We start from the raw sequence: 22,967 nt of genomic DNA, 5'->3' as shown, positions 1-22,967 counted from the left end.
GCGCCGGACTGACGTCGGGTTCTGCGCTCGCCCGTCGCGGGCTCTCCGGGCCGCTCGGTCCGTGGTGCTCGCGAGTCGGGCCGCCCGCTCGGAGCGTCCGTATCGGCGAGTCCGACGGGGCATCCGCTACGTCGTGGACGACTGGTCGGCGGTGCGGAGAAGCTGCTGAGGATGAGGCGCGGGAGGCGCGGCGCGCCGCCTCAGGGCACGTTCGCGCCAGAGCGGCCTCGAGCGGCGTGCCCCGTCGCGGAGCAGGCGACTCTGTCGGAGCGGCACGGGCATCCTCCCGCGCCTCTCACCCGACTCTGCCCCCGATACCCAGGGGTGCACGATGACAGAAGGACTCCGATGCAGAACGAAGACACCAGCACGCCGACCGGCGCCCCCGATCGTCTGACCCAGCGCCGAACCGTGGTGAAGGGCGCCGCATGGGCGATTCCTGTTGTGGCCGCCTCGATCGCCGCTCCGATGGCGTCGGCCTCGACCGCCCCCCAGTGCGCCCTGCAGGACGCGCAGCGCATCGACGCCACCTCGACCACCGCGCTCGCGGCCCGGACGATCCCCGTGCCCGCGGGAACCCAGTGGGTCCGCTTCACGGCGGTCGGCGGAGACGGCGGCGGCGTCCGCACCGGGTCGGACGTCACCAGCGCCGGTGCGCGGGTGACGGGCACCATCCCCGTCGACGCGCTCGGCGGAGCGTCCGAGATCGTCATCACCGCGGGCTCGGGCGGCAGCAACCAGGCCGGCGGCCGGGGGCTCGGCAACGGCGGGGCTCCGGGCACTCCGGGCTACATCGGCTCCGGAGGAGGGGGCGGGGCCAGCGGGATCACCGCCGCGGGCTCCCTGCTCGTCATCGCGGGCGGCGGCGGCGGTAGCGCAGCCGGCTTCACCTCGAACGACTTCACCCGGTCCGCCCGCGTCGGGCCGAACGCGGGGTCCGGCGGCCCCGTCGGCGGCTCCGGCTACGACAGCGCCGTCTCGCGCGCGGACAGCAGCACCGGCTCCACCGAGCAGGCTCCGAGCACCGGCGGAAGCCAGACCGGGCCGGGGCAGCCCGGTGTGACGACGGTGAACGTGACCGAGTCGGTTCTCGGCAGCCCGGGCTCCGGGCGCGACGGCGGTGCCGGCGCACCGAGGACGAACGCGAGCCGCCAGGTGACCTATGCGTCCGGTGGCGGTGGCGGCGGCTACTTCGGAGGTGCCGGCGGCGGCACCTCCCTGTGGGTGCGGGGTGGCGGCTCCTACGCGGCCAACGCGTCGACGGGCGCAGGAGGCAGCAGCTTCGCCGCGTCCGGCGTGACCGTCGAGACCTCCGACGTCGACACCCGTTCGCAGACGATGGGCTACGTGGAGGTCGCCTTCTTCGTCTGCGAGTAGCGCCTGCCCGAAGGCCAGACGAGCCTCCGTGGTCACCCGCTCAGGCGTGCGACCACGGAGGCTCGTCGTCGTCACCGTCCGCTCCACGTCGTCCCCGTCCTCCTGATGTCCCATCACCATATCAGTATGGGGCGGGAGGCGCCAGACCTCACTCCTCCTGCGGCTCCGCGCCGTCGTGCTGCAGGCGCACCAGGACGCGGCGGAGGTGCATGGCCGCGAGGACACCGGGACCGAGGGTCCGGGAGGTCGCGGCGGTCCGCTCGTCGACGACCTGCACGAGGTGCCGGATCGCACGGGCCGCGCCTCCGATCGCCCGGTGGGTCGCGGGAGAGCCCCGGTCGTCGCGGTCGATCGCGTCGGCGACCGCCCGGCAGGCCTCGCTCAGCGGCGGCCCGAGCGCCGGATCGAACGGGAGCGCGCCCGGCCGCTCCCAGATGGTGTCCGCGAGGGCGCCGCTCAGATCGCGGACGTGGAAGAGGATCGCGTCGAGCGTCTCGAGGCGGAGGTGGTCGGGCCGGGAGTCGCGCCGGTGCAGCAGCGCGCGCGGGTTGCCCTTGCGGCTCTCGTCCGCGTCCGCGAGGGCCGCGCGGACCTCCTCCGCCGTCCGGGCCAGCTCCTCGCCGTTGCGCGCCCACGCCTCGTGCTCGGGCGGCCACGTCTCCTCGAGCGCGGCAGCCAGCTGGCGCAGGTGCACCGCGAGCTCGCGCTGGAACGCGTCCACCCGGGCGGACGCCGCCTCGACGGTGAGCCCGGGGGCGACGACCACGTTCACCAGCAGCCCCACCACCACGCCCACCGCCATCTGCACGAGGTAGCCGAGGGAGTAGTCCTCGGCGTCGGCCCCGCCGATGATCAGCACGAAGAGGGCCGCCATCGGCACGTACTCGCGGCCCGCGCCGAACCACCCCGTCCCCGAGAGGACCACGCCGATCCCGACGACGAGCGGGATCGTCCACCAGGTCGGGCCGACGGTGACCACCACGAGGGCGGCGAGCCCGATCCCCGCCGCCAGGCCGAGCAGGGTCTGCAGTCCGGTGCGGACCGAGCCCATCAGGGTCGGGTACATGCTGACCAGGGCGCCGAGCGGCGCGTAGTACGGGTACTGCTCCGCGACTCCGGGAGCGAGCGGCGCGACGGCCCAGGCGATGCCGACCGCCAGCGCCGTCTTGAGAGCGAGCATCAGGCGCGAGCCGGTGACCGCCTCCCGCCAGGCGAGGGCGGCGCGGGACGTCCGGGTGCGGGGCATCCCGGCACCCTAGGCGAGGGGCGCGGGCCGTCTCTCCCCTCTTGACAGCGGAGGCGGTGGCGCGGAGCGGCGGCGGAGGGCGGAGCGGCGGTGGCGGGCCGAGGACGGCGGCTCGGGGCGGCAGTGCTGGTCACGACTCAGGACTAACGTCCGATCCGTCCCTCCTGGCCCCCGCCGCTCCGTGAGGCGCTGCGAATCCTTCCTCCATTAGGAACGCGACCGCGGGGACCGCAGGTGCCGTGAGGAGATGCCACTCCCGCTGACGGGGGCCGTTGAGTTTGCGCAACCGCCCTGTTACCGTGAACAAACCGTGCGGCCGGTGGCGTCGGAGACCTCGAGGTGGAGGTCGCGCCGGATCCTGCGAGGCACGGCCAGTCCTTCTCCGAGGTCCACCGGGCCTCTCTCCGCGGCGCCCTCCGGCGCGTCTCCGGAGCCCCTCCGCCCCCGGGGGCGCGCCGCTCACGGTGCGCCTCCGGGCCCCACGCCGCCCTGACGATGGAGTCACGATGACGACCGCACCGACGCCCGCCGACACCGAGCGCCCCCGATCCGCGGGGCTCCGGCGCCGCCTCACGGCCGGGCTGCTGATCCTGCTCGCCGCGGTGGTGGCCCTGCCCTTCACTGCCGCCTCCCCGGCCGTCGCCCTCGGCGAGCCGACCTTCACCAACCCGATCGCTCCGGACACCGCCGATCCCACGATCGAGTTCCACGACGGCAACTACTACATGGTCGCGACGACCTGGGACAACCGCGTCGTGATGCGGAAGGCGCCCACCCTCGCGGCGCTCGGCACCACCGCCCCGACCACCGTCTACACCGACACGAACCCCGGCCGGAACGCCAACATGTGGGCGCCCGAGCTGCAGCGGCTCCAGGGCCCGAACGGCTGGCGCTGGTACCTCATGTACACGATGGGGACCGCGGGGAACTTCGACGGCCAGCACCTGCAGGTGATCGAGAGCGCCGGGGACGACCCGATGGGCCCGTACACCTACAAGGGCCGCCCCGTGCCGACCGACCGGTGGAACATCGACGGCGCGTACCTGGAGCTGAACGGCGAGCTGTTCATGACCTGGTCCGAGTTCCAGCCCGGCAACGGCCTCCAGAGCAACTACATCGCCCGGATGTCGGACCCGTGGACCGCGACCAGTACCGGCACCGTCCTCTCGGAGCCGGTCGAGCCGTGGGAGACCATCGGCATGCCCGTCAACGAGGGTCCGATCCCGCTGCAGAAGGACGGCCGCACCTGGATCGTCTACTCGGCGAGCTTCTGCGGCACCGAGGACTACCAGCTGGGCACCCTCGAGTACGACGGCACCGGCGACCCGGTTCTCGCCTCCTCCTGGACCAAGAGCGACGGACCAGTCTTCTCGAAGGCGAACGGCGAGTACGGCACCGGTCACAACGACTTCTTCGACTCGCCCGACGGCACCGAGACCTGGAACCTGTACCACGCGAACCCCGGCCCGAACGACGGCTGCAGCCGCCAGCGCTCGGCCCGCGCGCACATCGTGGAGTGGACGGCGACCGGCGAGCCCGACTTCGGCGCTCCGCTCGGCACCGCGGCCCGCATCCCCGTCCCCAGCGGCGAGAACGCCCCGATCACCGCTCGCGTCGAGGGCGCCCCGTGGCAGCTCGTCAGCCGCAGCACCGGCCTCTGCGCCACCGTCTCCTCCGCGCAGAGCGGCGACGGCGCCGGCGTCGTGCAGGGCTCCTGCTCCACCCCGCGCGCGAACTGGATGCTCGACGCCACCGGCGAGGGCACCCTCCGCGTGATGAACGCCTCGAGCGGCAAGGCGCTCGGACCGGTCGGCTGCGCCACCGGGACCGCCGGGCTCCAGCAGTCCGCGTGGCTCACCACGAGCTGCCAGCAGTGGACGGTCGCCCCGGCCACCGGCGGCTACTCGACCCTGACGAACCGCACGAGCGGCAAGCTGCTGGAGGCGTCCGGCTCGACCGTCCGCCAGGCGGCCGCCACCTCCGCCGCGGCTCAGGAGTGGGTGCTGCGCCCCGCCGGACCCGTCGCCGTCACGTCCTTCGTCACCGGCAAGTCCTTCGACCTGCCGAACTGCTCCACGGCCGACGGCGCCCTGCTCCAGCAGCAGGACTGGCTCGGCTCGCCCTGCCAGCGCGTCACCTTCGGCTCCGCCGCCGACGGCGCGCTCGAGATGCACCCCGTCTCGGCCGCAGCCAAGTGCCTCGCGGTCACCGGAGGCTCCACCGCCGACGGCGCGACCGTCACCCAGGGCGCGTGCGGCGTCACGGGCAGCAGCTGGCGCCTCCGCCCGGGCAACGACGGCACCGTCGAGCTGCGGGCCGCGCACAGCGGCAAGGCGCTCGACCTGTCGAACTGCTCCGCGCAGAACGGCACCAGGATCGGGCAGTGGAGCGTCCTGAACAACGACTGCCAGCGCTTCCGCGTCTCGCTCGGCGCCCCGGCGTCGACGGTGCCGCTGCAGCCGGCGGCGACCTCGGCCGCGCGTTGCGTCGCCGGCAAGGTCGTCGTCACCACGGTCGTGAGGAACGCGGACGACCTGCCCGTCGACGTCACGATCGGCACCGGCACCGCGGCGAAGCGGGTCACCGCGCTCGCCGGCGGAGTGAGCACGTCCACCGCCGTGACGACCCGTCAGGCGAGCGTCCCGGCCGGATCCACGACGGTCGCCGTCGCGGGCACCGACGACGCCGGCCGCACCGCGACCGTCACCGCGAGCCACCCCGCGCTCACCTGCGGCTGATGCTCCTGCCGGTCGAGCAGCCGGCGCAGCCGCCCCCTCCATGCCGGTCGAGCAGCAGTGCAGCGGCGTATCGAGACCCCCGCGCTCCGCACACAGGTCCCGACACGTCCCTGACGGCGCTGCTCGACCCGGCACCCCGAGACCCTCCCCCCCCGAACCGCACCACTCCACTGAAGGAGCACCATGCCCCCCACCACCACACCCGCGCGGCGAGCGCCGCTGCGCGCCGCGCTCGCCGCGCTCGGCCTCGGAGCAGTGCTGCTCTCGGGCCTCGTCGCCCCGGCTCCGGCAGCGCAGGCGGCCGATGCCGTGATCCCGCAGCAGGGCCTCCTCGCCGACTACCGGTTCACGCAGACCGCCGGCAGCACGGTCCCGAACACCGTGAGCGGGGGCGTGGGAGCCGCCACCGTCCGCAACGCGACCGACGCGCTCTGGACCGGCACGTCGCTCCGCCTCACCGGCGGCCCCAAGAGCAGCACCACCGCCCCCTGGGTGCAGCTGCCCGCGAACCTGCTGACCGGCCGCTCGTCGGCCACCGTCACGATCGAGACCCGTGCCGACGCGTCGATGCTCTCGAACTTCCACTTCCTGTGGAACATCGGCAGCGACAGCACGAACCAGTACTGGTTCGCGTCCGTCCGCGACCGGGTGCGCACCGCGATCACGACCAGCGGAGGGAACGGCGAGAACAACGCCCGCAGCGCCTCCGCCCTGACCGCCGACCGCTGGTACAGCCTCACCTCGGTGATCGACGGCAGCGCCGGCACGATCTCGTTCTTCGTCGACGGCGTCCAGGTCGCCTCGGCGCCCACCGCTCTGCGCCCCTCGTCGGTGGCGGACCAGTCGCTGAACACGATCGGCCGAGCACCGTACCCCGACCCGTTCTACACGGGCGAGGTCTCGGCGTTCCGCGTCTACGACCGCGCGCTCACCGGGGCGGAGGTGGTGGCCGTGTCCAGCGTCGACGCGAAGCCTCACGCCTCCACGTTCTCCCCGATCGCCGCCGCCGTGCTGGCCGGGGTCGCCCCGCTCACCGTCGACGACTCGACCACCAACCTGCCCGACTACGGGGGAGCGGTGACCTGGTCCTCCAGCGACCCGACCCTGCGCGTCTCGGCCGACGGCCGCACCCTCAGCGCCGACCGCCCCGCCGTGGGCCAGGCCGCGCGCACCTCGTCGCTCACCGCGACGGCGTCGATCCGCGGAATCGTGCAGACCCGCTCGATCGCCGTGACGGTCGAGCCGCAGGTCGGCGTCGACACCCCCTACGGCTACATGATGGTCCACTTCGTCGAGGACTCCCAGGGCTACGCCGAGAAGATCTACCTCGACGTCTCCCGCGGCGACGACCCGGAGAAGTGGGACCCGCTCAACGGCGCGAAGCCGATCCTGGCCTCCGACCTCGGCACCACCGGTGTCCGCGACCCGTACCTGACCTACAACCCCGACACGAAGAAGTACTACATCATCGCCACGGACCTCCGCGTCTTCGGCGGCGACCGGGGCCCCAGCACCTGCGACACCTGGTGCTACTGGACCACCAAGGGCAGCACGAAGATGAACGTCTGGGAGTCGAGCGACCTCGTGTCGTGGAGCGACGTCCGCCAGTTCGACGTGGCGCTCGACGCCGCGGGGACGAAGAAGCTCGAGGCCGGCATGATGTGGGCTCCCGAGGCCACGTGGGTGCCGGACTACGCGGGACCCGGCAAGGGCGCGTTCGTCGTCTACTGGTCCTCGACGGTCTACCCGACCGCGGCGCACACGCCGGGCACCGGATCCTCCCGCGTGCTCTGGGGAGCGACCACGGACTTCACGCAGGCCACCTACTCGTACGGCGGCACCTTCATCGACACCGGGGCCGACACGATCGACACCACGCTGATCCAGGACTCCGGCACGACCTACCGGATCTCGAAGGACAACGGCACCGGCAAGGGCATCTACATGGAGTCGACCACCTCGGCGACCTGGTGGCTGCCGACGACCTCGTGGACGCAGATCCAGTCGCGCATCGGCGCGGTGTGGTCCGGCGGCAACCCCGGTGGGGTCGAGGGCCCCGCGGTGTTCAAGGACCACGGCGAGGACACCTGGTACCTGTACGTCGACGTGATCCCCGCGACCGGCTACAAGCCGATGGTGACGAACGACCTCGACACGGGCTGGACCCAGCTCACCGACCCGGGCTTCTCGCTCGCCTCGTCGACCAAGCACGGCGGCATCGTCTCGCTGACCGCGGGGCAGTACGCCGAGGTCCGCTCGGCCGACGCCGCCTCCGCGGTCCGCTCGGACCTCGGCGAGGTGACGGTCGCCTCCGGCACCGACGCCGCGGCGGCTCTGCCCGCCCGCGCCGACGTCGTGCTCGCCTACAACCGGGGCACCGCCTCGCAGCCGGTCACCTGGAACACCTCCGCGGTGGCGACGGCGCCCGGCCGCTACTCCGTCACCGGAGTCGTCCGCACGATCGGTGCGAACGACAACCAGTGGGTGGGCGCGAACGGATCGACGGCCTACGACGCCGCCGACCGTCGGCTCTCGAGCTCCACGGCCGTCACGGTCACCGCGACCGTGGTGGTGACGGCACCGACCTCGACGCTCACCGCGTCCACCCGCTGCGTCGCGGGCAAGGTCGTCCTCACCGGAGTGGTGAAGAACACGGGCACGACGCCCCTCTCGGTCGTCATCCGCTCGCCGTTCGGCGCCTCGCAGACGCTGACCGCCGCCCCCGGCGCCAGCGCCTCGGCCGCCTTCACCACCCGTCAGGCCTCGGTCCCGGCCGCCTCGCTCACCGCGGGCGCCCTGACCGCGGCCTACCCGGCGCGCACCTGCTGACGCACGCGCGCCGCTGACGCCGAGACGGCCCGCCCCCGCCGAGACACCGCCCCACTGCGGTGCCTCGGCCGGGAGCGGGCCGTCTCGGCGTCGAGCGCCTCGGAGCTCCGCGGCGGCCGCCCCACATCCCGGCACGGCAGGCTGTACGGATGAGCGCGCCTGGAACCACCGACCCCCTCGACCACGTCCGCGTGCGCGGCGCCCGCGAGAACAACCTCCGGAGCATCGACGTCGACGTGCCGCGCGACGCCCTCGTCGCCTTCACGGGGGTCTCCGGATCGGGCAAGAGCTCGCTCGCCTTCGGCACGCTCTACGCGGAGGCGCAGCGCCGCTACTTCGAGTCGGTCGCCCCCTACGCGCGGCGGCTGATCGACCAGGTCGGCGTGCCGGACGTCGACTCGATCGAGGGCCTGCCGCCGGCCGTCGCCCTCCCGCAGCGGCGCTCCGGAGGCTCGGCCCGCTCCACGGTCGGCAGTGCGACGACGCTCTCGAGCGTGGTGCGGATGGTGTTCTCGCGCATCGGCGCCTACCCCGAGGGCGCGCCGATGCTGCTCGCAGAGGACTTCTCGGCCAACACCGTGCAGGGCGCGTGCCCCGGCTGCCACGGCATCGGCCGGGTCTACGACGTCCCCGACGAGCTGATGGTGCCGGACGACTCCCTCTCGATCCGCGACGGGGCGCTCGCCGCCTGGCCGACCGCCTGGCACGGCAAGCAACTGCGCGACAGCCTGATCTCGCTCGGACACGACATCGACGCTCCGTGGCGCGACCTGCCCGCGGAGGACCGCGACTGGATCCTGCACACTCCTGACTCCCCGCAGGTTCCCGTGTGGACCGACCGCTCTCCCGCGGAGGTGCGCGCGGCCGTGGCCGCCGGTGACGAGCCGCGCTACATGAGCACGTTCCTCGGGGTGCGCCGCTACGTGCTCGACACCTTCGCCGGCTCGAAGAGCGCCCGGATGCGCGAGCGCGCGGCCTCGTTCGTCGTCAGCGTCGCCTGCCCGGTGTGCGGCGGCCGGAGGCTGAAGCCCGACGCGCTCGCCGTCACCTTCGAGGGGCTCGACATCACCGAGCTGTCAGCGCTCCCGCTCGAGGAGCTGGTCGTCGTCGCGCGGCGCGTGCTGGAGCCCGGCTGGACCCCGGCCGACGGCGCTCCGCAGACCCGCCTGGCCGCGCAGCGGCTGGTCGAGGACCTCGTCGCCCGCCTCGCGCCGATCGTCGACCTGGGCCTCGGCCACCTCTCGCTCGACCGCTCCACGCCGACGCTCTCCTCGGGGGAGCTCCAGCGGATGCGCCTCGCGACGCAGGTGCTCTCGCGCCTCTTCGGCGTCGTCTTCGTGCTCGACGAGCCGTCCACGGGCCTGCACCCCGCCGACACGGAGGCGCTGCTCGGCATCCTGCGGACCCTGCGGGCGACCGGCAACACCGTCTTCTTCGTCGAGCACTCCCTCGACGTCATCCGCGAGGCCGACTGGATCGTCGACATCGGCCCGGGCGCGGGGTCGGGGGGCGGCACCGTCGTCTACTCCGGCCCGCTCGACGGCCTGCCGGGCGCCCGCGACTCCGTCACCCGCCGCTACCTCTTCCCCGAGGGCGACCCGGCGCCGCTGCGCTCCCGCCGCACCGCGGAGCAGTGGATCGAGCTCGCCGGAGTCTCGCGGCACACCCTCGACGACCTCTCCGTCGCGTTCCCGGTCGGGGTGCTCACCGCGGTCACCGGTGTCTCCGGATCGGGCAAGTCGACGCTCGTGAACCAGGCGCTGCCCGATCTGCTGCGCGCCTCGCTCCGCGCCGACGTCGCCGAGGACGCGCCGGCCGAGGAGGGTGGGGAGGCGGACCCGCTGCTCGACGCGGCCGCGGCGGCGACCCGCGGCACCGCCTCCGGGCCCGCGGACCGCCTGCGCCGGGTGGTGCAGGTGACCCAGACCCCGATCGGCCGGACCTCGCGCTCGAACGTCGCGACGTACACGGGCTTGTTCGACCGGGTGCGGACGCTCTTCGCGGCCACTCCGGAGGCGAAGCGCCGCCGCTTCTCGGCGAGCCGCTTCTCCTTCAACCTGCCCAGCGGGCGCTGCCCCGTCTGCAAGGGCGAGGGCTCCGTGGAGGTGGAGCTGCTGTTCCTCCCGACCGTCGAGGCGCCCTGCTCGGCGTGCGGCGGCACCCGGTACAACGACGAGACGCTCGAGGTCACCCTGGGCGGCCGGACGATCGCCGACGTCCTCGCGCTGAGCGTCGCCGATGCGCGCGAGGCCTTCGCCGAGGACCGCGAGGTCGCCCGCCACCTCGACGCGCTGGTGGACGTGGGGCTCGGCTACGTCTCGCTCGGCCAGCCGGCGCCCGAGCTGTCCGGGGGAGAGGCGCAGCGGGTGAAGCTCGCCTCGGAGCTGCGTCGCGCCCAGCGCGGGGACACGCTCTACCTGCTCGACGAGCCGACGTCGGGCCTGCACCCCGCCGACGCCGACCGCCTGCTCGAGCACCTGCAGCACCTGGTCGACGCGGGCAACACGGTGATCGTCGTCGAGCACGACATGCGCGTCGTCGCCGACGCGGACTGGGTCGTGGACCTCGGCCCGGGGGCGGGCCGGGCCGGCGGCTCGGTGGTCGCGACGGGCACTCCGGAGGAGGTCGCCGAGGCCGCGGGCAGTCGCACCGCTCCGTACCTCCGGGCGGCTCTGGACCGGCGCCGCTGAGCGCTCGAGGACCCTGTCAGTCCTCTCACCGAAACCTCGCCGAAAACTATTGTTAACGGTAACATTCAAGGCGGCCCGCCCCCCTGGGCCGGATTTCTCAACGACGAGAGGCCTCACGAATGAGACGACGACTCCCCCTGGCCACCGTGGCGGTGATGGCGCTGACGGCGGGTCTCCTGTCGGTCGGCCCCACGGCCCAGGCCGCCCCCACCACCTCGCTCGACGCCGCGAAGGTGCTCGAGCTCCCGTTCGACGGGTCGCTCGCCGACACCAGCGGTCGTGGTACCGCCCTCGGGATGCAGAAGGGCACCGCCTCCTACGGCACCGGCCTGAACGGCCGGGCGTTCGAGTTCACCGGATCGAACGCGATCTCGCTCGGCACTGCGGCGGCGCTGCAGCCCGCCGACCTCACCGTCTCGTTCTGGTACAAGCCGACCAGCGCGATGACCGGTGAGCAGGTCTTCACCTGGAACAAGACCGCCTACAACTCCGACGGCTGGTACCTCACCTCCGAGGGCGACGGCACTCCGCTCGCCCTCTCGATCGGCCCGTCCGGCGGTCAGCCGTACAAGGTCGCCGTCGAGACCGCCCGCTCCGGCTTCTTCCCCGCGGGGGAGTGGACGCACGTGGTCGCCACATACGACAAGAGCACCAAGGCCGTCGCCTTCTACCGCAACGGGGTGAAGCAGACCGCCGTCGTCAAGACCGCGCCGTCCTCCTCCGCATCCGGCGTCCTCGGCTCCGAGAGCACCTCGACGAAGACCCTCGGCTTCAACGGCCCCCAGTACAACGGCGCGCACCTGCGCGGCCTGCTCGACGACTACGCGCTCTACAACGGCGTCGCGACCACCACCGACGTCGTCGCCCTGACGAAGGCCGGCAACCCCTCCTTCGACCCCGCGAGCATCGCCCGGGCCGACCTCGAGCTGGTCGCCCCGCCCGCGAGCACCAGCACCGGCTTCACCCTGCCCACCGTCGGCGCGAAGGGGTCCGCCCTCAGCTGGACCTCCTCCGACCCGGCGACCGTCGCGATCAGCGGAGGCACGGCCGCGGTCACGCCGCCCACCGGCTCCGCGACGCAGGTCGTCCTCACCGGCTCCGCCACCTACGGGGGCAGCACCGCGGTCACGAAGACCTACACTCTCCAGGTGCAGCCCCGGGGAGTGAAGACGTCGAACTACCTTCTGGAGGCCGGCCTGTCCGACGTCTCCGTGCAGGACCCCTACCTCGAGAACGGGGAGCAGCAGACCGTCGAGTACCTGCTGAGCCTCGACCCCGAGATGTTCCTCTACTCCTTCTACCGCGAGGCCGGGCTCACGCCGACCACCAGCGGCGGATACGGGGGCTGGGAGCGCGAGAACGGCACCCGGTTCCAGGGCCACTTCTTCGGCCACTACCTCTCGGCGCTCTCGCAGGCCTACGCGACCGAGGAGGACGCGGCCACCAAGGCGGCTCTGCTCGCGAAGCTCACCGCTTCCGTCGACGGTCTGAAGAAGGTCCAGGACGCCTACGCGCTGAAGGACCCCGCGAACGCCGGCTACGTCTCGCCGTTCCCGACCCGCTACCTCCCCTCGGGCGGCGACGGCCTGCTCGTCCCCTTCTACAACCTGCACAAGGTGCTCGCAGGCCTCCTCGACGCCCACGACCAGGCGCCCGACGCCGTCTCGCAGAAGGCGCTCACCGTCGCCGGCGGCTTCGGCAGCTGGATCACCGCCTGGGCGGGCCGTCAGGCGAACCCCGGTCAGCTCCTCAACACCGAGTACGGCGGGATGAACGAGGCGCTCTACCGCCTCTACGAGACCACGCACGACCCGGCGCACAAGCGCGCGGCGGAGTACTTCGACGAGACGGCGCTGTTCCGCAAGCTGGCGGACAACGAGGACGTCCTCAACGGGCTGCACGCGAACACCACGATCCCGAAGCTGATCGGCGCGCTGAAGCGCTACCGCGTCTTCACCGACGACCCGGCGCTCTACGCGACGCTGACCGACGCCGAGAAGTCGGACCTCGACATGTACCGCCGTGCCGCCGAGAACTTCTGGCGCATGGTCGACGAGACCCACACCTACGCCAACGGCGGCAACAGCCAGTCCGAGCACTTCCACGCACCCGGCACCCTGTACGAGTACGCCACGAACGGCCAGACCACCGGCTACGGCGAGAACTCGACCTCCGAGGGCTGCAACATCTACAACATGCTCAAGCTCACCCGGGCGCTGTTCCAGGTGACCGAGGACGTGAAGTACGCCGACTTCTACGAGGAGACGTTCATCAACGGCGTCCTCTCGGTGCAGAACCCGGACACCGGCATGGTGACCTACTTCCAGCCGCAGACCGCGGGCTACGCCAAGGTCTTCGGGCACGAGCTCGACGAGTTCTGGTGCGACCACGGCTCGGGTATCGAGAGCTTCACCAAGCTCGGCGACTCGATCTACTTCGAGAAGCCGAAGACCGTCTTCGTGAACCAGTTCCGCTCCTCGGTCCTCCGCTCCTCCGCGAACAACCTCCGGCTGACCCAGACGGCGGACATCCCGAGCACGGACACGGCGACCCTGAGGGTCGAAGCGCTGGCCGGAGGAGCCGTGGCCGCGGACACGACCCTCAAGCTGCGCGTGCCGTCCTGGATCGACGGAGCGCCGACGCTCACCGTGAACGGTGCCGTCCGTGCCGTCACGGCCCAGGCCGGATACGTCTCGGTCGCCGTCGCCGCCGGTGACGTGCTGACCTGGAAGCTGCCCGCCGCGGTCAGCGCGGTCGCGGACACGGAGAACCCCGACTGGACCGCGTTCCGCTACGGACCGGTGCTGCTGGCGACCGAGCTCAACCGCTCGAACGTCGAGGCGTCCTACGTCGCCGGCGTCCTGGTGCGCATGGGCACGGCCGACAAGTCCGTGAACTCGAACGTCGTCGTCGCGGACTCCGCGGCCTGGAAGTCCGCGGTCCGCGGCAACCTGGTCCGCCTGCCCGACGGCGCGGACGGCAACGGCCGCACGACGATGCGCTTCGGCATGAAGAACGTCGACGCCGCGTCCGCCGCCCGGGTGTTCACTCCGTACTACAGCCTCTACAACGCCCGCTACGCGACCTACATGACCCTGATCGAGCCCGACTCGGCCGCGGCCCAGGAGCTGATCCGGACGCAGAAGGAGCAGCTGCGCGTCGACGAGACGACGATCGACTCCCTCACCTCCTTCGACAACAACAACAGCGAGGCCGATAAGAACTACAAGACCGCGCGGTCCTCGGTGGGGACCTGGCGCGGCGAGGGGTACCGCGACGGCGAGCGCTCGGCGGAGGCGTACTTCCAGTACGACATGATCGTCGACCCGGCTCTGCCGGCGAACTACCTCGGGGTCCGCTACTACGGCGGCGACGCGGGACGCACCTTCGACGTCTACCTCAACGACGTGAAGCTCAAGACCGAGGTGGTCTCGGGAGCGGCCGGAGCGACGAGCTGGTACGTCCAGTACGACCGGATCCCGGCGTCGATCCTCAGCGGTCTCGCCGCGAAGGACAGCTACAAGCGCGACCAGAGCGGGAAGTACGTGCTCGACGCGAAGGGGCAGAAGATCCCCGTCGTCACGGTGCGCTTCCAGGGCACCGGATCCAGCTACGTCGGCGGTGTCTTCGGGGTCTACACGACCGAGTCGACCACCTACGCTGCGGACCCGGAGCTGACGAAGCTCTCCTCCGACGTCGGGACGCTCTCGCCGGCTCTCGCCGCCGGGGTCAGGGACCACACGCTCACGGTGCCGGCCGGCACGACGAGCGTCTCGCTCGACCTGGACCCGGCCGTGCCCAGCGGTCTGGTGAAGGTCGACGGCGTGCTGATCGACGACACCCTCCGCCGCACGGTGCCGCTCGCGGCGTCGGGCACGACGAGCGTGGTCGTCGAGTCGTCGGCGCAGGACCACACGACGACAGCGACCTACCGCCTCTCCATCGTCCGCGCCTCCGCGGCGACGGTACCGACGACCGTGGCGGCCACCAGCCGCTGCGTGGCGGGCAAGGTCGTGGTGACGGTCACCGCTCGGAACGACGCGAAGGTCCCGGCGGGGATCACCCTCGGCTCCGCCTGGGGCTCGAAGGCGTTCACCGGGATCGCTCCCGGGTCGAGCGCCTCGCACGCCTTCACCACCCGCGCCGCCTCGGTGGCCGCGGGCTCGGCGACGGTGACCGCGACGGCGACCGTGGACGGAGCATCGGTGACCACCACGAAGCAGGCCGCGTACTCCGCTCTCACCTGCAAGTGACGTGACGACGACGGCCGCCGGGGATCGCCCCCGGCGGCCGTCGTCGTCAGTCGGAGGTGCGGTAGAGGCCCTGGAGCAGCCCGATGACGTCGCCCAGGAGGGGCGGCGGGTCGCTCCGGATCCACGCGGCGTGCACGGGGACCGGCGGAGCGTCGCGGACGACCCGGTAGGCGAGGCCCTGCCGCCGGTACTGGCTCACCGTCGACTCCGCGGTCACTCCGCGGGCGGTGCCGCTGCTGATCACCGTGAGCCAGTCGTCGACGTCGGTCGTCGGGACGGTGATCCGCGGCCGGTCGTGCTCGGGCCAGAGGTCGAGCCGGGTGCTCCCGGTCCGGTCGTCGAGCGCGAGCGGAGCGGTCGCCACCTGGGCGAGGGTGACCGTGCGCTTCGCGGCGAGCGGGTCGTCGACGGACAGGGCGCAGTAGCGCTTCTCGGTGCCGATCAGAGCCGACTCGACGTCCGCAGCCGGAGATCCGCGCCGGAGGATCGCGAGGTCGCTGAGGCCCTCCGCGAGCCCCGCGGTGGGGGTGTTGGAGCGGATCAGCCGCAGCTCGTGGCGGGGGAGCGCCGCGGCCCAGCGGCGCTGGAACTCCTGGGTGTGCTCGCCGAGAGCCGACCAGGCGTAGCCGATCCGGATCGTGTCCGTTCCGGCCGCCGCCTCCTCGCGCAGATCGTCGACGACGGCCAGGACGCGGCGGGCGTGCCGCAGCACCCGCTCGCCCGCCGGCGCGAGCTCGACGCTGCGGGTCGTCCGGTGGAGGAGCCTTCGTCCGAGGACGGACTCGAGCGCCGCGACGTTGCGGGAGACCGCCGTCTGGGAGATGCCGAGGTCGATCCCCGCGTCGGTGAAGGTCCCGGCGTCCACGACGCCGACGAACGACCGGAGGTGGCGCAGTTCCAGATCCATGACCGCATCCTATTCATGCGGTTCCCGCATCGATCGGACCGGTGATGCATTGTGAGCCGGGGCCGGACGGCTCGCAGACTTCCGGCATGACGAAGCAGCTCCCCGGCGACGGACGGACCGTCGGCGTCGCGACCGCCCTCGCGAGCGCCCTCTCGAATCAGCTCGGAGCGGCCTCCGGGACTCTGGCCTTCCCGGTCCTGGGATCCGTCGGAGTGGTCGCCGTCCGGCAGATCGTCGCCGCGCTGATCCTCCTCCCGGTCGTGCGGCCGCGGATCCGCGACCTGACCCGCGCGCAGTGGTGGCCCGTCCTGCTCCTCGCCGTGGTGTTCGGAGCGATGAACCTCACGCTCTACGCGGCCATCGACCGCATCGGGCTGGGGCTGGCGGTGACCCTGGAGTTCTGCGGGCCGCTGGCGGTCGCGCTCCTCGGCTCCCGGAGCAGGACCAGCGCGCTCTGCGCCCTCGTCGCCGGAGCGGGCGTCCTCGCGATCGCCGGGCCGAGGCCCTCGTCCGACCAGCTGGGGATCGCGCTCGGTCTCGCGGCCGCGTGCTGCTGGGCCGCGTACATCCTGCTCAACCGGATCATCGGACTCCGGCTGCCCGGAGCGCTGGGGACCGCCACGGCGACCGGGATCTCCGCCGCCGTCTTCCTGCCCGTCGCCGTCTGGACGCTCGTCTCGACGCGCCCCGACGCGGGCACCGTGCTCCTGGCGGTCGGCGCCGGCGTCCTGGCGACGGCCGTCCCGTTCGTGGCCGACGTGATCGCGCTCCGGAGGCTCCCGGCGAGCGTGTTCGGGACGCTCATGAGCGCCAACCCCGTCCTGGCCGCCCTCATCGGCGCGGTCGTGCTCGGGCAGGACGTCGGCGCGGCCGGATGGATCGGGATCGCCCTCATCGTCATCGCGAACGCGGCGGTCCTCCGGCGGGGGCGTCGCGGGCGGTGAGGCCCGGCGGCGGGCCGAGCGAGAGGTGATCCCGTCGAGATGCCGCCGCTGTGCGTTACCTGTTCGTTATGAAAAAGGCGCCTACACGACCAAACCAGGGACACCCTGGGAAACAGCAGGTCGCGGGAGAAAACTCTCCTCCATGAACCAGACAGCGGCACCCGTGCGCGAGCATCGAGCTCTCTACTTCCTGCTCGCCGCCCTCGCGGGCATCGTCACGGGCGGAGTCCTCCTCGCCGTCGCCGAGCTCATCGCCCTCGCGGTCGCCCGCACCGCGAGCCCCGTGCTCGCGCTCGGCGCCTTCATCGTCGACATCGTCCCGCGCCCGCTCAAGGAGTTCGCGATCGAGACGTTCGGCGAGAACGACAAGACCTTCCTGCTCGGCAGCGTGGGCGCCGCGGTCGTCGTCGCCGCCGCGATCGCCGGAGTGCTCCAGCTGGTCCGCCCGCCGCTCGGCCAGGTGCTGCTCGTGATCGCCGGCGGCCTCTCGATCGCCGCCATCGTGACCCGCACCGGAGCGTCGCCGCTCGCCGCGGTGCCCACGCTGGTCGGACTCGTCGTCGCCGTCGTCGTCATGCACCTCCTCTTCACGCGCCTGCGCGGCTGGCGTGCGGCCCGGGCCTCGGAAGCCAGGGGAACATCCTCCGAGGCCCGTCCGGGCGCCCTCGAACGCCGCGGCTTCTTCCGCATCGCGCTGATCTCCGCCGTCGGCGCGGCCGTCGTCGGCACCGGCGCCCGCCTGGTCAACGCGGCGACCTCCTCCCTCGCCGGCGTCCGCGACGCCCTGCGCCTGCCGTCCCCGCGCAGCACCGTCTCGGTCCCCGCGGGCGCCGAGCTCGACATCGAGGGCATCACGCCGCTCTACACGCCGAACGCCGACTTCTACCGCGTCGACACCGCCCTCACCGTGCCCAACCTGGACCCGTCGGCCTGGTCGCTGAAGATCACCGGCATGGTCGACCGCGAGGTGACGCTCAACCTCCAGCAGATCTTCGACATGGGCCTCGACGAGTACGGCATCACCCTCACCTGCGTCTCGAACCAGGTCGGCGGCAACCTCGTCGGCAACGCCAAGTGGCTCGGCGTCCCCCTGCGCGACGTGCTGAAGATGGCCGGCGTGCAGAGCGGAGCCGACATGCTCCTCTCGACCAGCAGCGACGGCTACACGGCGTCCACCCCGATCACCGCGGTCACGGACGAGAACCTCGACGCGATCCTCGCCGTCGGCATGAACGGCGAGCCCCTCCCGTTCGAGCACGGCTTCCCGGTGCGGATGATCGTGCCCGGCCTCTACGGCTACGTCTCGGCCACCAAGTGGCTCACCGAGCTCAAGGTCACCACCTTCGAGGCCGACCAGGCCTACTGGACCCCGCGCGGCTACTCCGCCGAGGCCCCCATCAAGATGTCCTCGCGGATCGACACCCCGCGGATCGGCGTCCCCGTCACCTCGGGCGCTCTCAAGATCGCGGGCGTGGCCTGGGCGCAGAGCATCGGCATCGAGAAGGTCGAGGTGAGCATCGACAACGGCGACTGGCAGGAGGCGACGCTCTCGACCCCGGTCAACCTCGACACCTGGGTGCAGTGGTTCGTCGACTGGGACGCCCAGCCCGGCTCGCACTACGTCGCGGTCCGCGCGGTCGACAAGAACGGCATGGTCCAGATCGAGGACCGCGCGCCGGTCGCGCCCGACGGATCCTCCGGCTGGCAGCGCACGCTCATCAACGTCACCTGACGCCCGGCGGAGGCGCCGATCCCTGTGGGTCGGCGCCTCCGGTGCGTCCGGCGTCCGTCGCGAGGACGCTCCCGCGGTGCGGACGGCCCTCGACGCGACGACGCCTCCGCGGCAGGCACCGCGGCACGTCCCGGCCCGGCGCGCAAGCCTCCGCGGCGGCGCAGCCCGCGAGGAGGCGCCGCTCTAGCCTTCGAGGATGCGCTCCCGGCTCCTCCACCTCCGCGAATCCTTCTGGTTCCTCCCCGCCCTGTTCGGCGTCCTCGCCGTCGGGCTGGCGCTGGGGCTGGTCGAGGTCGACCACCTGCTGGTCCGCGCCGGCGTCAGCGACATCCCCCTGATCGAGGACCTGTCGCCGACCGGCGGCCGGGCGATCCTCTCGGCGATCGGCGGGACGATGCTGGGCGTCGCCGCGACCTCGTTCTCGATCACGATCTCGGTGCTGGCGACCACGTCCTCCGCCTACGGGCCCCGGCTGGTCCGCAACTTCATGGCCGACCGCGGCAACCAGGTCGTCCTGGCGGTACTCACCTCCACGTTCCTGTACTCGCTGATCGTGCTGCGCGCGGTGCACACGGAGGAGGACGCGTCGCTGACGTTCGTGCCGGTGGTGGCCGTCTCGTTCTCGGTGCTGCTCGCGGTGGGCGACGTCGCGGTGCTCGTCTACTTCATCCACCACATCGCGCTGTCGGTGCAGGTGACGACGCTGCAGCAGCGGGTGCTCGGCGAGCTCGTCGACGTCATCGAGCGGCTGCACCCGGAGAGCGGGGAGGAGCCGACGGACGCGGAGGAGGCCCTGCCGCCGGCGGGGCGCGAGCCGGTCGTCCTGCGGGCGGTGCGGGGCGGCTACGTCGAGCAGCTCGAGGTCGAGCGGCTGGTCGCCCTGGCCCGCCGCGGCGACGCGCGGCTCCGGGTGCTCGCGCTGCCCGGCGACCACGTCCTCGTCGGCGACCCGGTGCTCGAGGTCCTGGAGGGGTCCGTCGCCCAGGAGGAGGCGGTCGCCGCGGTCGTCGTCGCCGACGCCCGCACCCCGCACCAGGACCTCCGCTACGCCGTCCAGCAGGTGGTCGAGATCGGAGTCCGCGGGCTCGCGACCGGCACCAACGACCCGTACACCGCGGTCGGCGCCGTCGAGGCCCTGACCAGCGCGCTCGTCGACCTCTGCGGCCGGCCGGAGGCGCGCGGCCGCTACTCCGACGCCGACGGAGTCGTCCGCCTGGTCGTCCCGTGGCCCCGAGCGGGCGAGCTGCTGGCCGACGTGTTCCTCGCCCTGCGCTCGTACGCGATGGAGCAGCCGCTCGTCGTCCGCGCCGGCGTGCGCCTCGCCGAGCGGCTCGCGGTCGTCGCCCGCGGCGGGACCCGCGTCGAGCTGCACCGCCAGGTCCAGGCGTTCGCCGCCGTGCACGCCGCCGTCGACGGCGACGCCCTCGAGGCGCCGGCCCTGCGCGCGTCGCTCGCCGCGCTCGAGGCGCGCCTCGCGGCCTGACGCCCGGCCTGCCCAATGCTCCGGAAAGCCGCACCGCCCGTGGAGTGCTCGAATCGATTCGAGTAGGCTCAGCGCATGACAGAGAACACCACTGAGCTGCGCGTGGGGGTCGTCGGCCTCGGCTTCGCCGGCACCACCCACCTCGATGCCTTCCAGTCCCTGCCCGGCACCCGCGTCGTCGCGCTCGCCGGCCAGGAGGAGGCGCGCCTGCACGAACTCGGCGCGACCCGCGGCGTCCCCGACCTCTACGCCGACTGGGAGGACCTCGTCGCCCGCGACGACCTCGACGTCGTCTCCATCGGAGTCCCGAACCACCTGCACCACCCGATCGCCGTGGCCTCGCTCGCGAGCGGCAAGCACGTCTTCTGCGAGAAGCCGCTTGCCACCACCGCCGAGCTGGCGGCCGAGATGGTCGAGGCCGCCCGCACGAACGACCGGGTGCTCGAGATCGCGTACAACCACCGCCGCCGCGCCGACGTCGCCTTCCTCCGCGACTACCTCGACGACGCGCCGCTGGGCGACGTCTACCACGCCCGCGCGAGCTGGCAGCGGCGCACCGGCATCCCCGGCATCGGCTCCTGGTTCACCAGCAAGGAGCTCGCCGGCGGCGGCCCGCTGATCGACCTCGGCTCCCACGTGCTGGACATCGCGCTGCACCTGCTCGACGAGCCGCGCGTGACCAGCGTCTCGGCGGTCGCGTACGGCGAGATCGGCCGCTCCGGCCGCGGAGGGCGCCCGCACGGCGTCGCCGCCACCGGCACGCACGCGTTCGAGGTGGAGGACTTCTCGAGCGCCCTGCTGCGCCTCGACAACGGCCGCTCGCTCCAGCTCGACGCCTCCTGGGCCAGCTACTCGAAGGTCGACGAGGACATCGAGGTCGAGCTGCTCGGCTCGGCCGGGGGCGCGCCTCCACATCGCCGACTACGCCACGGAGGGGACTCTGACGCTCTACTCCGAGGTCGCCGGAGCGCCGACCGTCTCGCACCCCGACGTGAAGGTCCCCGCCGGGCACCACCGCTCGGTCATCGCCGAGTTCCTGGAGGCCATCGCCTCGGGAGCCGACGCGCCCGCGGGCGGCCCCCGCTACTCCGGCCACTACGGCGAGTACGCGCTGCACCGCAGCCGGGTGGTCGACGCGATCTACCGCTCCGCCGCCGAGAAGCAGGAGGTGGCGGTCGCATGAGCGCCCCGATCGAGGTCCTCGTCTGGAACGAGTTCCGCCACGAGACCCGCGGCGACGAGACCGTGCTGCGCCACTACCCGGACGGCATCCACCGCGTCATCGCGGACGGGCTCGCGGAGTCGCTCGGCGACGCCGTCTCGGTGCGCACCGCGACGCTGCCCGAGCCCGAGCACGGGCTCACCGAGGAGGCGCTCGCGACGACGGACGTGCTGCTGTGGTGGGGGCACATCGCGCACGAGGAGGTGTCGGAGGAGGTCGTCCAGCGGGTCCTGCGGCACGTGCAGGAGGGGATGGGGATCCTGGTCCTGCACTCGGGCCACTACTCGTCGATCTTCAAGGCGCTCATGGGCACGACCTGCTCGCTGAAGTGGCGCAACGACCGCGACCGCGAGCTGGTCTGGACGATCGCGCCCACGCATCCGATCGCCGAGGGCGTGCCCAGCCCGCTGATCATCCCCGAGCAGGAGATGTACGGCGAGTACTTCGACATCCCGGTGCCGGAGGAGACGGTGTTCCTGTCGACGTTCACCGGCGGCGAGGTGTTCCGCTCCGGCGTGACCTACACCCGCGGCCTCGGGAAGGTCTTCTACTTCTCGCCCGGCGACCAGGACTACCCCGTCTACCACCACCCGGACATCCGGCGCGTGCTGGCGAACGCCGTCCGCTGGGCCCGCCCGACCCGGCCGCGCACGCCCCTCACGGCCGACCACCACCCCCGGGGCTGGTTCGAGTCCTGACGCGAGCTCCCGCGCCCTCCCCTCCCTCTCCGCGAGATGCCGCTCCGGTACGCGACACGCCGTGCCGGGCGCACCGACGTGGCGTCTCGCGGGGAGGTACTGGGGGGATGCAGCAGTCGGAGGGGCGCGAGCCGGAAGAGGTGCGCCGGTACGGGGAGGCTCCGGAGCAGATCGCGGACGTCTTCCGCGGGGCGCCCGGCGAGGCGCGCCGGCCGGTCGTGCTCGTGCACGGCGGGTTCTGGCGGGCGCGGTGGGACCGGCGGCACGCCCGGCCGCTCGCGGCGGCACTGGCCGACCGCGGGCACGACGTGCTCCTCCCCGAGTACCGGCGCACGGGCGACCCGGGAGGCGGCTGGCCGGGCACCGGCGACGACGTCCTGGCCGTGCTCGCGGCGCTCCCGGCACTGCTGCCCGGCGCCGGACCGGTCGCCCTCGTCGGCCACTCCGCCGGCGGCCACCTCGCCGTCTGGTCGCAGGCCGCCCGTCCGTCGCCGCACGTCGCCGCTGTGGTGGCACTGGCGGGCGTGCTCGACCTGGCCGCCGCCTCCGCCGACCGCCTCAGCGACGACGCCGTGGGGGAGCTCCTCGGCGGCGACCTCGCGCTGCTCCCGGGCGCCGACCCCGCGCAGCTGCCCGCGCCGCCGCAGCCGATCACGCTGATCCACGGCGTACTCGATGAGGACGTCCCTGTCGCCTACAGCCGCCGATACGCCGACCGGCACCCCGCCGTGCAGCTGCACGAGCTCGCCGACGCCGACCACATGGCGCTCGTCGATCCGACGACGCCCGCCTTCGCGATCCTCCTCGCCGAGCTCGCCTGACGCGGGATCGCACCCCCTCGCCCGTCG

12 protein-coding genes and 1 pseudogene are annotated in these 22,967 nt (G+C 72.8%); 11 read left to right on the top strand and 2 right to left on the bottom strand.

Annotated elements, in window-relative coordinates:
• Positions 1–348: 348 nt before the first annotated feature.
• Positions 349–1,377 (top strand): hypothetical protein, encoded by a 1,029-nt coding sequence (locus C5C25_RS05720; RefSeq protein WP_146079432.1) that lies wholly within the window; start codon positions 349–351, stop codon positions 1,375–1,377.
• Between the two features lie 148 nt (positions 1,378–1,525).
• Here C5C25_RS05720 and C5C25_RS05715 read toward each other — a convergent pair whose 3' ends face one another.
• The gene (locus C5C25_RS05715; protein ID WP_104250008.1) at positions 1,526–2,623 is read right to left on the bottom strand and encodes an aromatic acid exporter family protein; all 1,098 of its coding nucleotides are present in this window, start codon (positions 2,621–2,623) and stop codon (positions 1,526–1,528) included.
• A gap of 506 nt (positions 2,624–3,129) precedes the next feature.
• Here C5C25_RS05715 and C5C25_RS05710 point away from each other — a divergent pair.
• The 4 genes from C5C25_RS05710 to C5C25_RS05695 all read left to right on the top strand — a co-directional run bounded on the left by C5C25_RS05710 (position 3,130) and on the right by C5C25_RS05695 (position 15,133).
• Positions 3,130–5,361 (top strand): family 43 glycosylhydrolase, encoded by a 2,232-nt coding sequence (locus tag C5C25_RS05710; RefSeq protein WP_104250007.1) that lies wholly within the window; start codon positions 3,130–3,132, stop codon positions 5,359–5,361.
• A 183-nt stretch (positions 5,362–5,544) separates the two neighbouring features.
• The gene (locus tag C5C25_RS05705; RefSeq protein ID WP_104250006.1) at positions 5,545–8,190 is read left to right on the top strand and encodes a LamG-like jellyroll fold domain-containing protein; all 2,646 of its coding nucleotides are present in this window, start codon (positions 5,545–5,547) and stop codon (positions 8,188–8,190) included.
• 149 nt (positions 8,191–8,339) lie between these two features.
• The gene (locus tag C5C25_RS05700) at positions 8,340–10,880 is read left to right on the top strand and encodes an excinuclease ABC subunit UvrA (protein ID WP_104250005.1); all 2,541 of its coding nucleotides are present in this window, start codon (positions 8,340–8,342) and stop codon (positions 10,878–10,880) included.
• Positions 10,881–10,999: 119 nt separating this feature from the next.
• Entirely contained in the window at positions 11,000–15,133 is a 4,134-nt protein-coding gene (locus C5C25_RS05695) for a beta-L-arabinofuranosidase domain-containing protein (RefSeq protein WP_104250004.1), read from the top strand.
• Between the two features lie 46 nt (positions 15,134–15,179).
• Here C5C25_RS05695 and C5C25_RS05690 read toward each other — a convergent pair whose 3' ends face one another.
• On the bottom strand, positions 15,180–16,040 hold the full coding sequence (locus tag C5C25_RS05690) for a LysR family transcriptional regulator (protein WP_104250003.1): 861 nt from the start codon (positions 16,038–16,040) through the stop codon (positions 15,180–15,182).
• Between the two features lie 86 nt (positions 16,041–16,126).
• Here C5C25_RS05690 and C5C25_RS05685 point away from each other — a divergent pair, with 86 nt between their 5' ends.
• The 6 genes and pseudogenes from C5C25_RS05685 (at position 16,127) to C5C25_RS05665 (ending at position 22,940) form a co-directional block, all read left to right on the top strand.
• A complete protein-coding gene (locus C5C25_RS05685; protein ID WP_104250002.1) occupies positions 16,127–16,984 on the top strand; it encodes a DMT family transporter in 858 nt (285 codons plus the stop codon).
• 142 nt (positions 16,985–17,126) lie between these two features.
• Positions 17,127–18,716: a molybdopterin-dependent oxidoreductase gene (locus tag C5C25_RS05680; RefSeq protein ID WP_104226578.1), complete on the top strand. Its 1,590-nt coding sequence runs from the start codon at positions 17,127–17,129 to the stop codon at positions 18,714–18,716.
• Positions 18,717–18,912: 196 nt separating this feature from the next.
• Positions 18,913–20,199 carry a DUF2254 domain-containing protein gene (locus tag C5C25_RS05675; protein WP_104250001.1) on the top strand — a complete coding sequence of 429 codons (1,287 nt, stop codon included), beginning with the start codon at positions 18,913–18,915 and terminating at the stop codon, positions 20,197–20,199.
• A gap of 75 nt (positions 20,200–20,274) precedes the next feature.
• Positions 20,275–21,042, top strand: a pseudogene (locus tag C5C25_RS16810) (Gfo/Idh/MocA family protein); the annotation flags it as partial.
• Between the two features lie 336 nt (positions 21,043–21,378).
• Complete coding sequence (locus C5C25_RS16805; protein ID WP_181133641.1) at positions 21,379–22,119, top strand: ThuA domain-containing protein; 741 nt, start codon at positions 21,379–21,381, stop codon at positions 22,117–22,119.
• A 107-nt stretch (positions 22,120–22,226) separates the two neighbouring features.
• Positions 22,227–22,940 carry an alpha/beta hydrolase gene (locus C5C25_RS05665; protein ID WP_104249999.1) on the top strand — a complete coding sequence of 238 codons (714 nt, stop codon included), beginning with the start codon at positions 22,227–22,229 and terminating at the stop codon, positions 22,938–22,940.
• Positions 22,941–22,967 lie beyond the last annotated feature (27 nt).

It is taken from the genome of Rathayibacter sp. AY2B9 (genome assembly GCF_002931595.1).
In the GTDB taxonomy this organism is placed as follows: Bacteria; Actinomycetota; Actinomycetes; order Actinomycetales; family Microbacteriaceae; genus Rathayibacter.
This window is presented reverse-complemented; position numbering and strand designations above follow the sequence as displayed.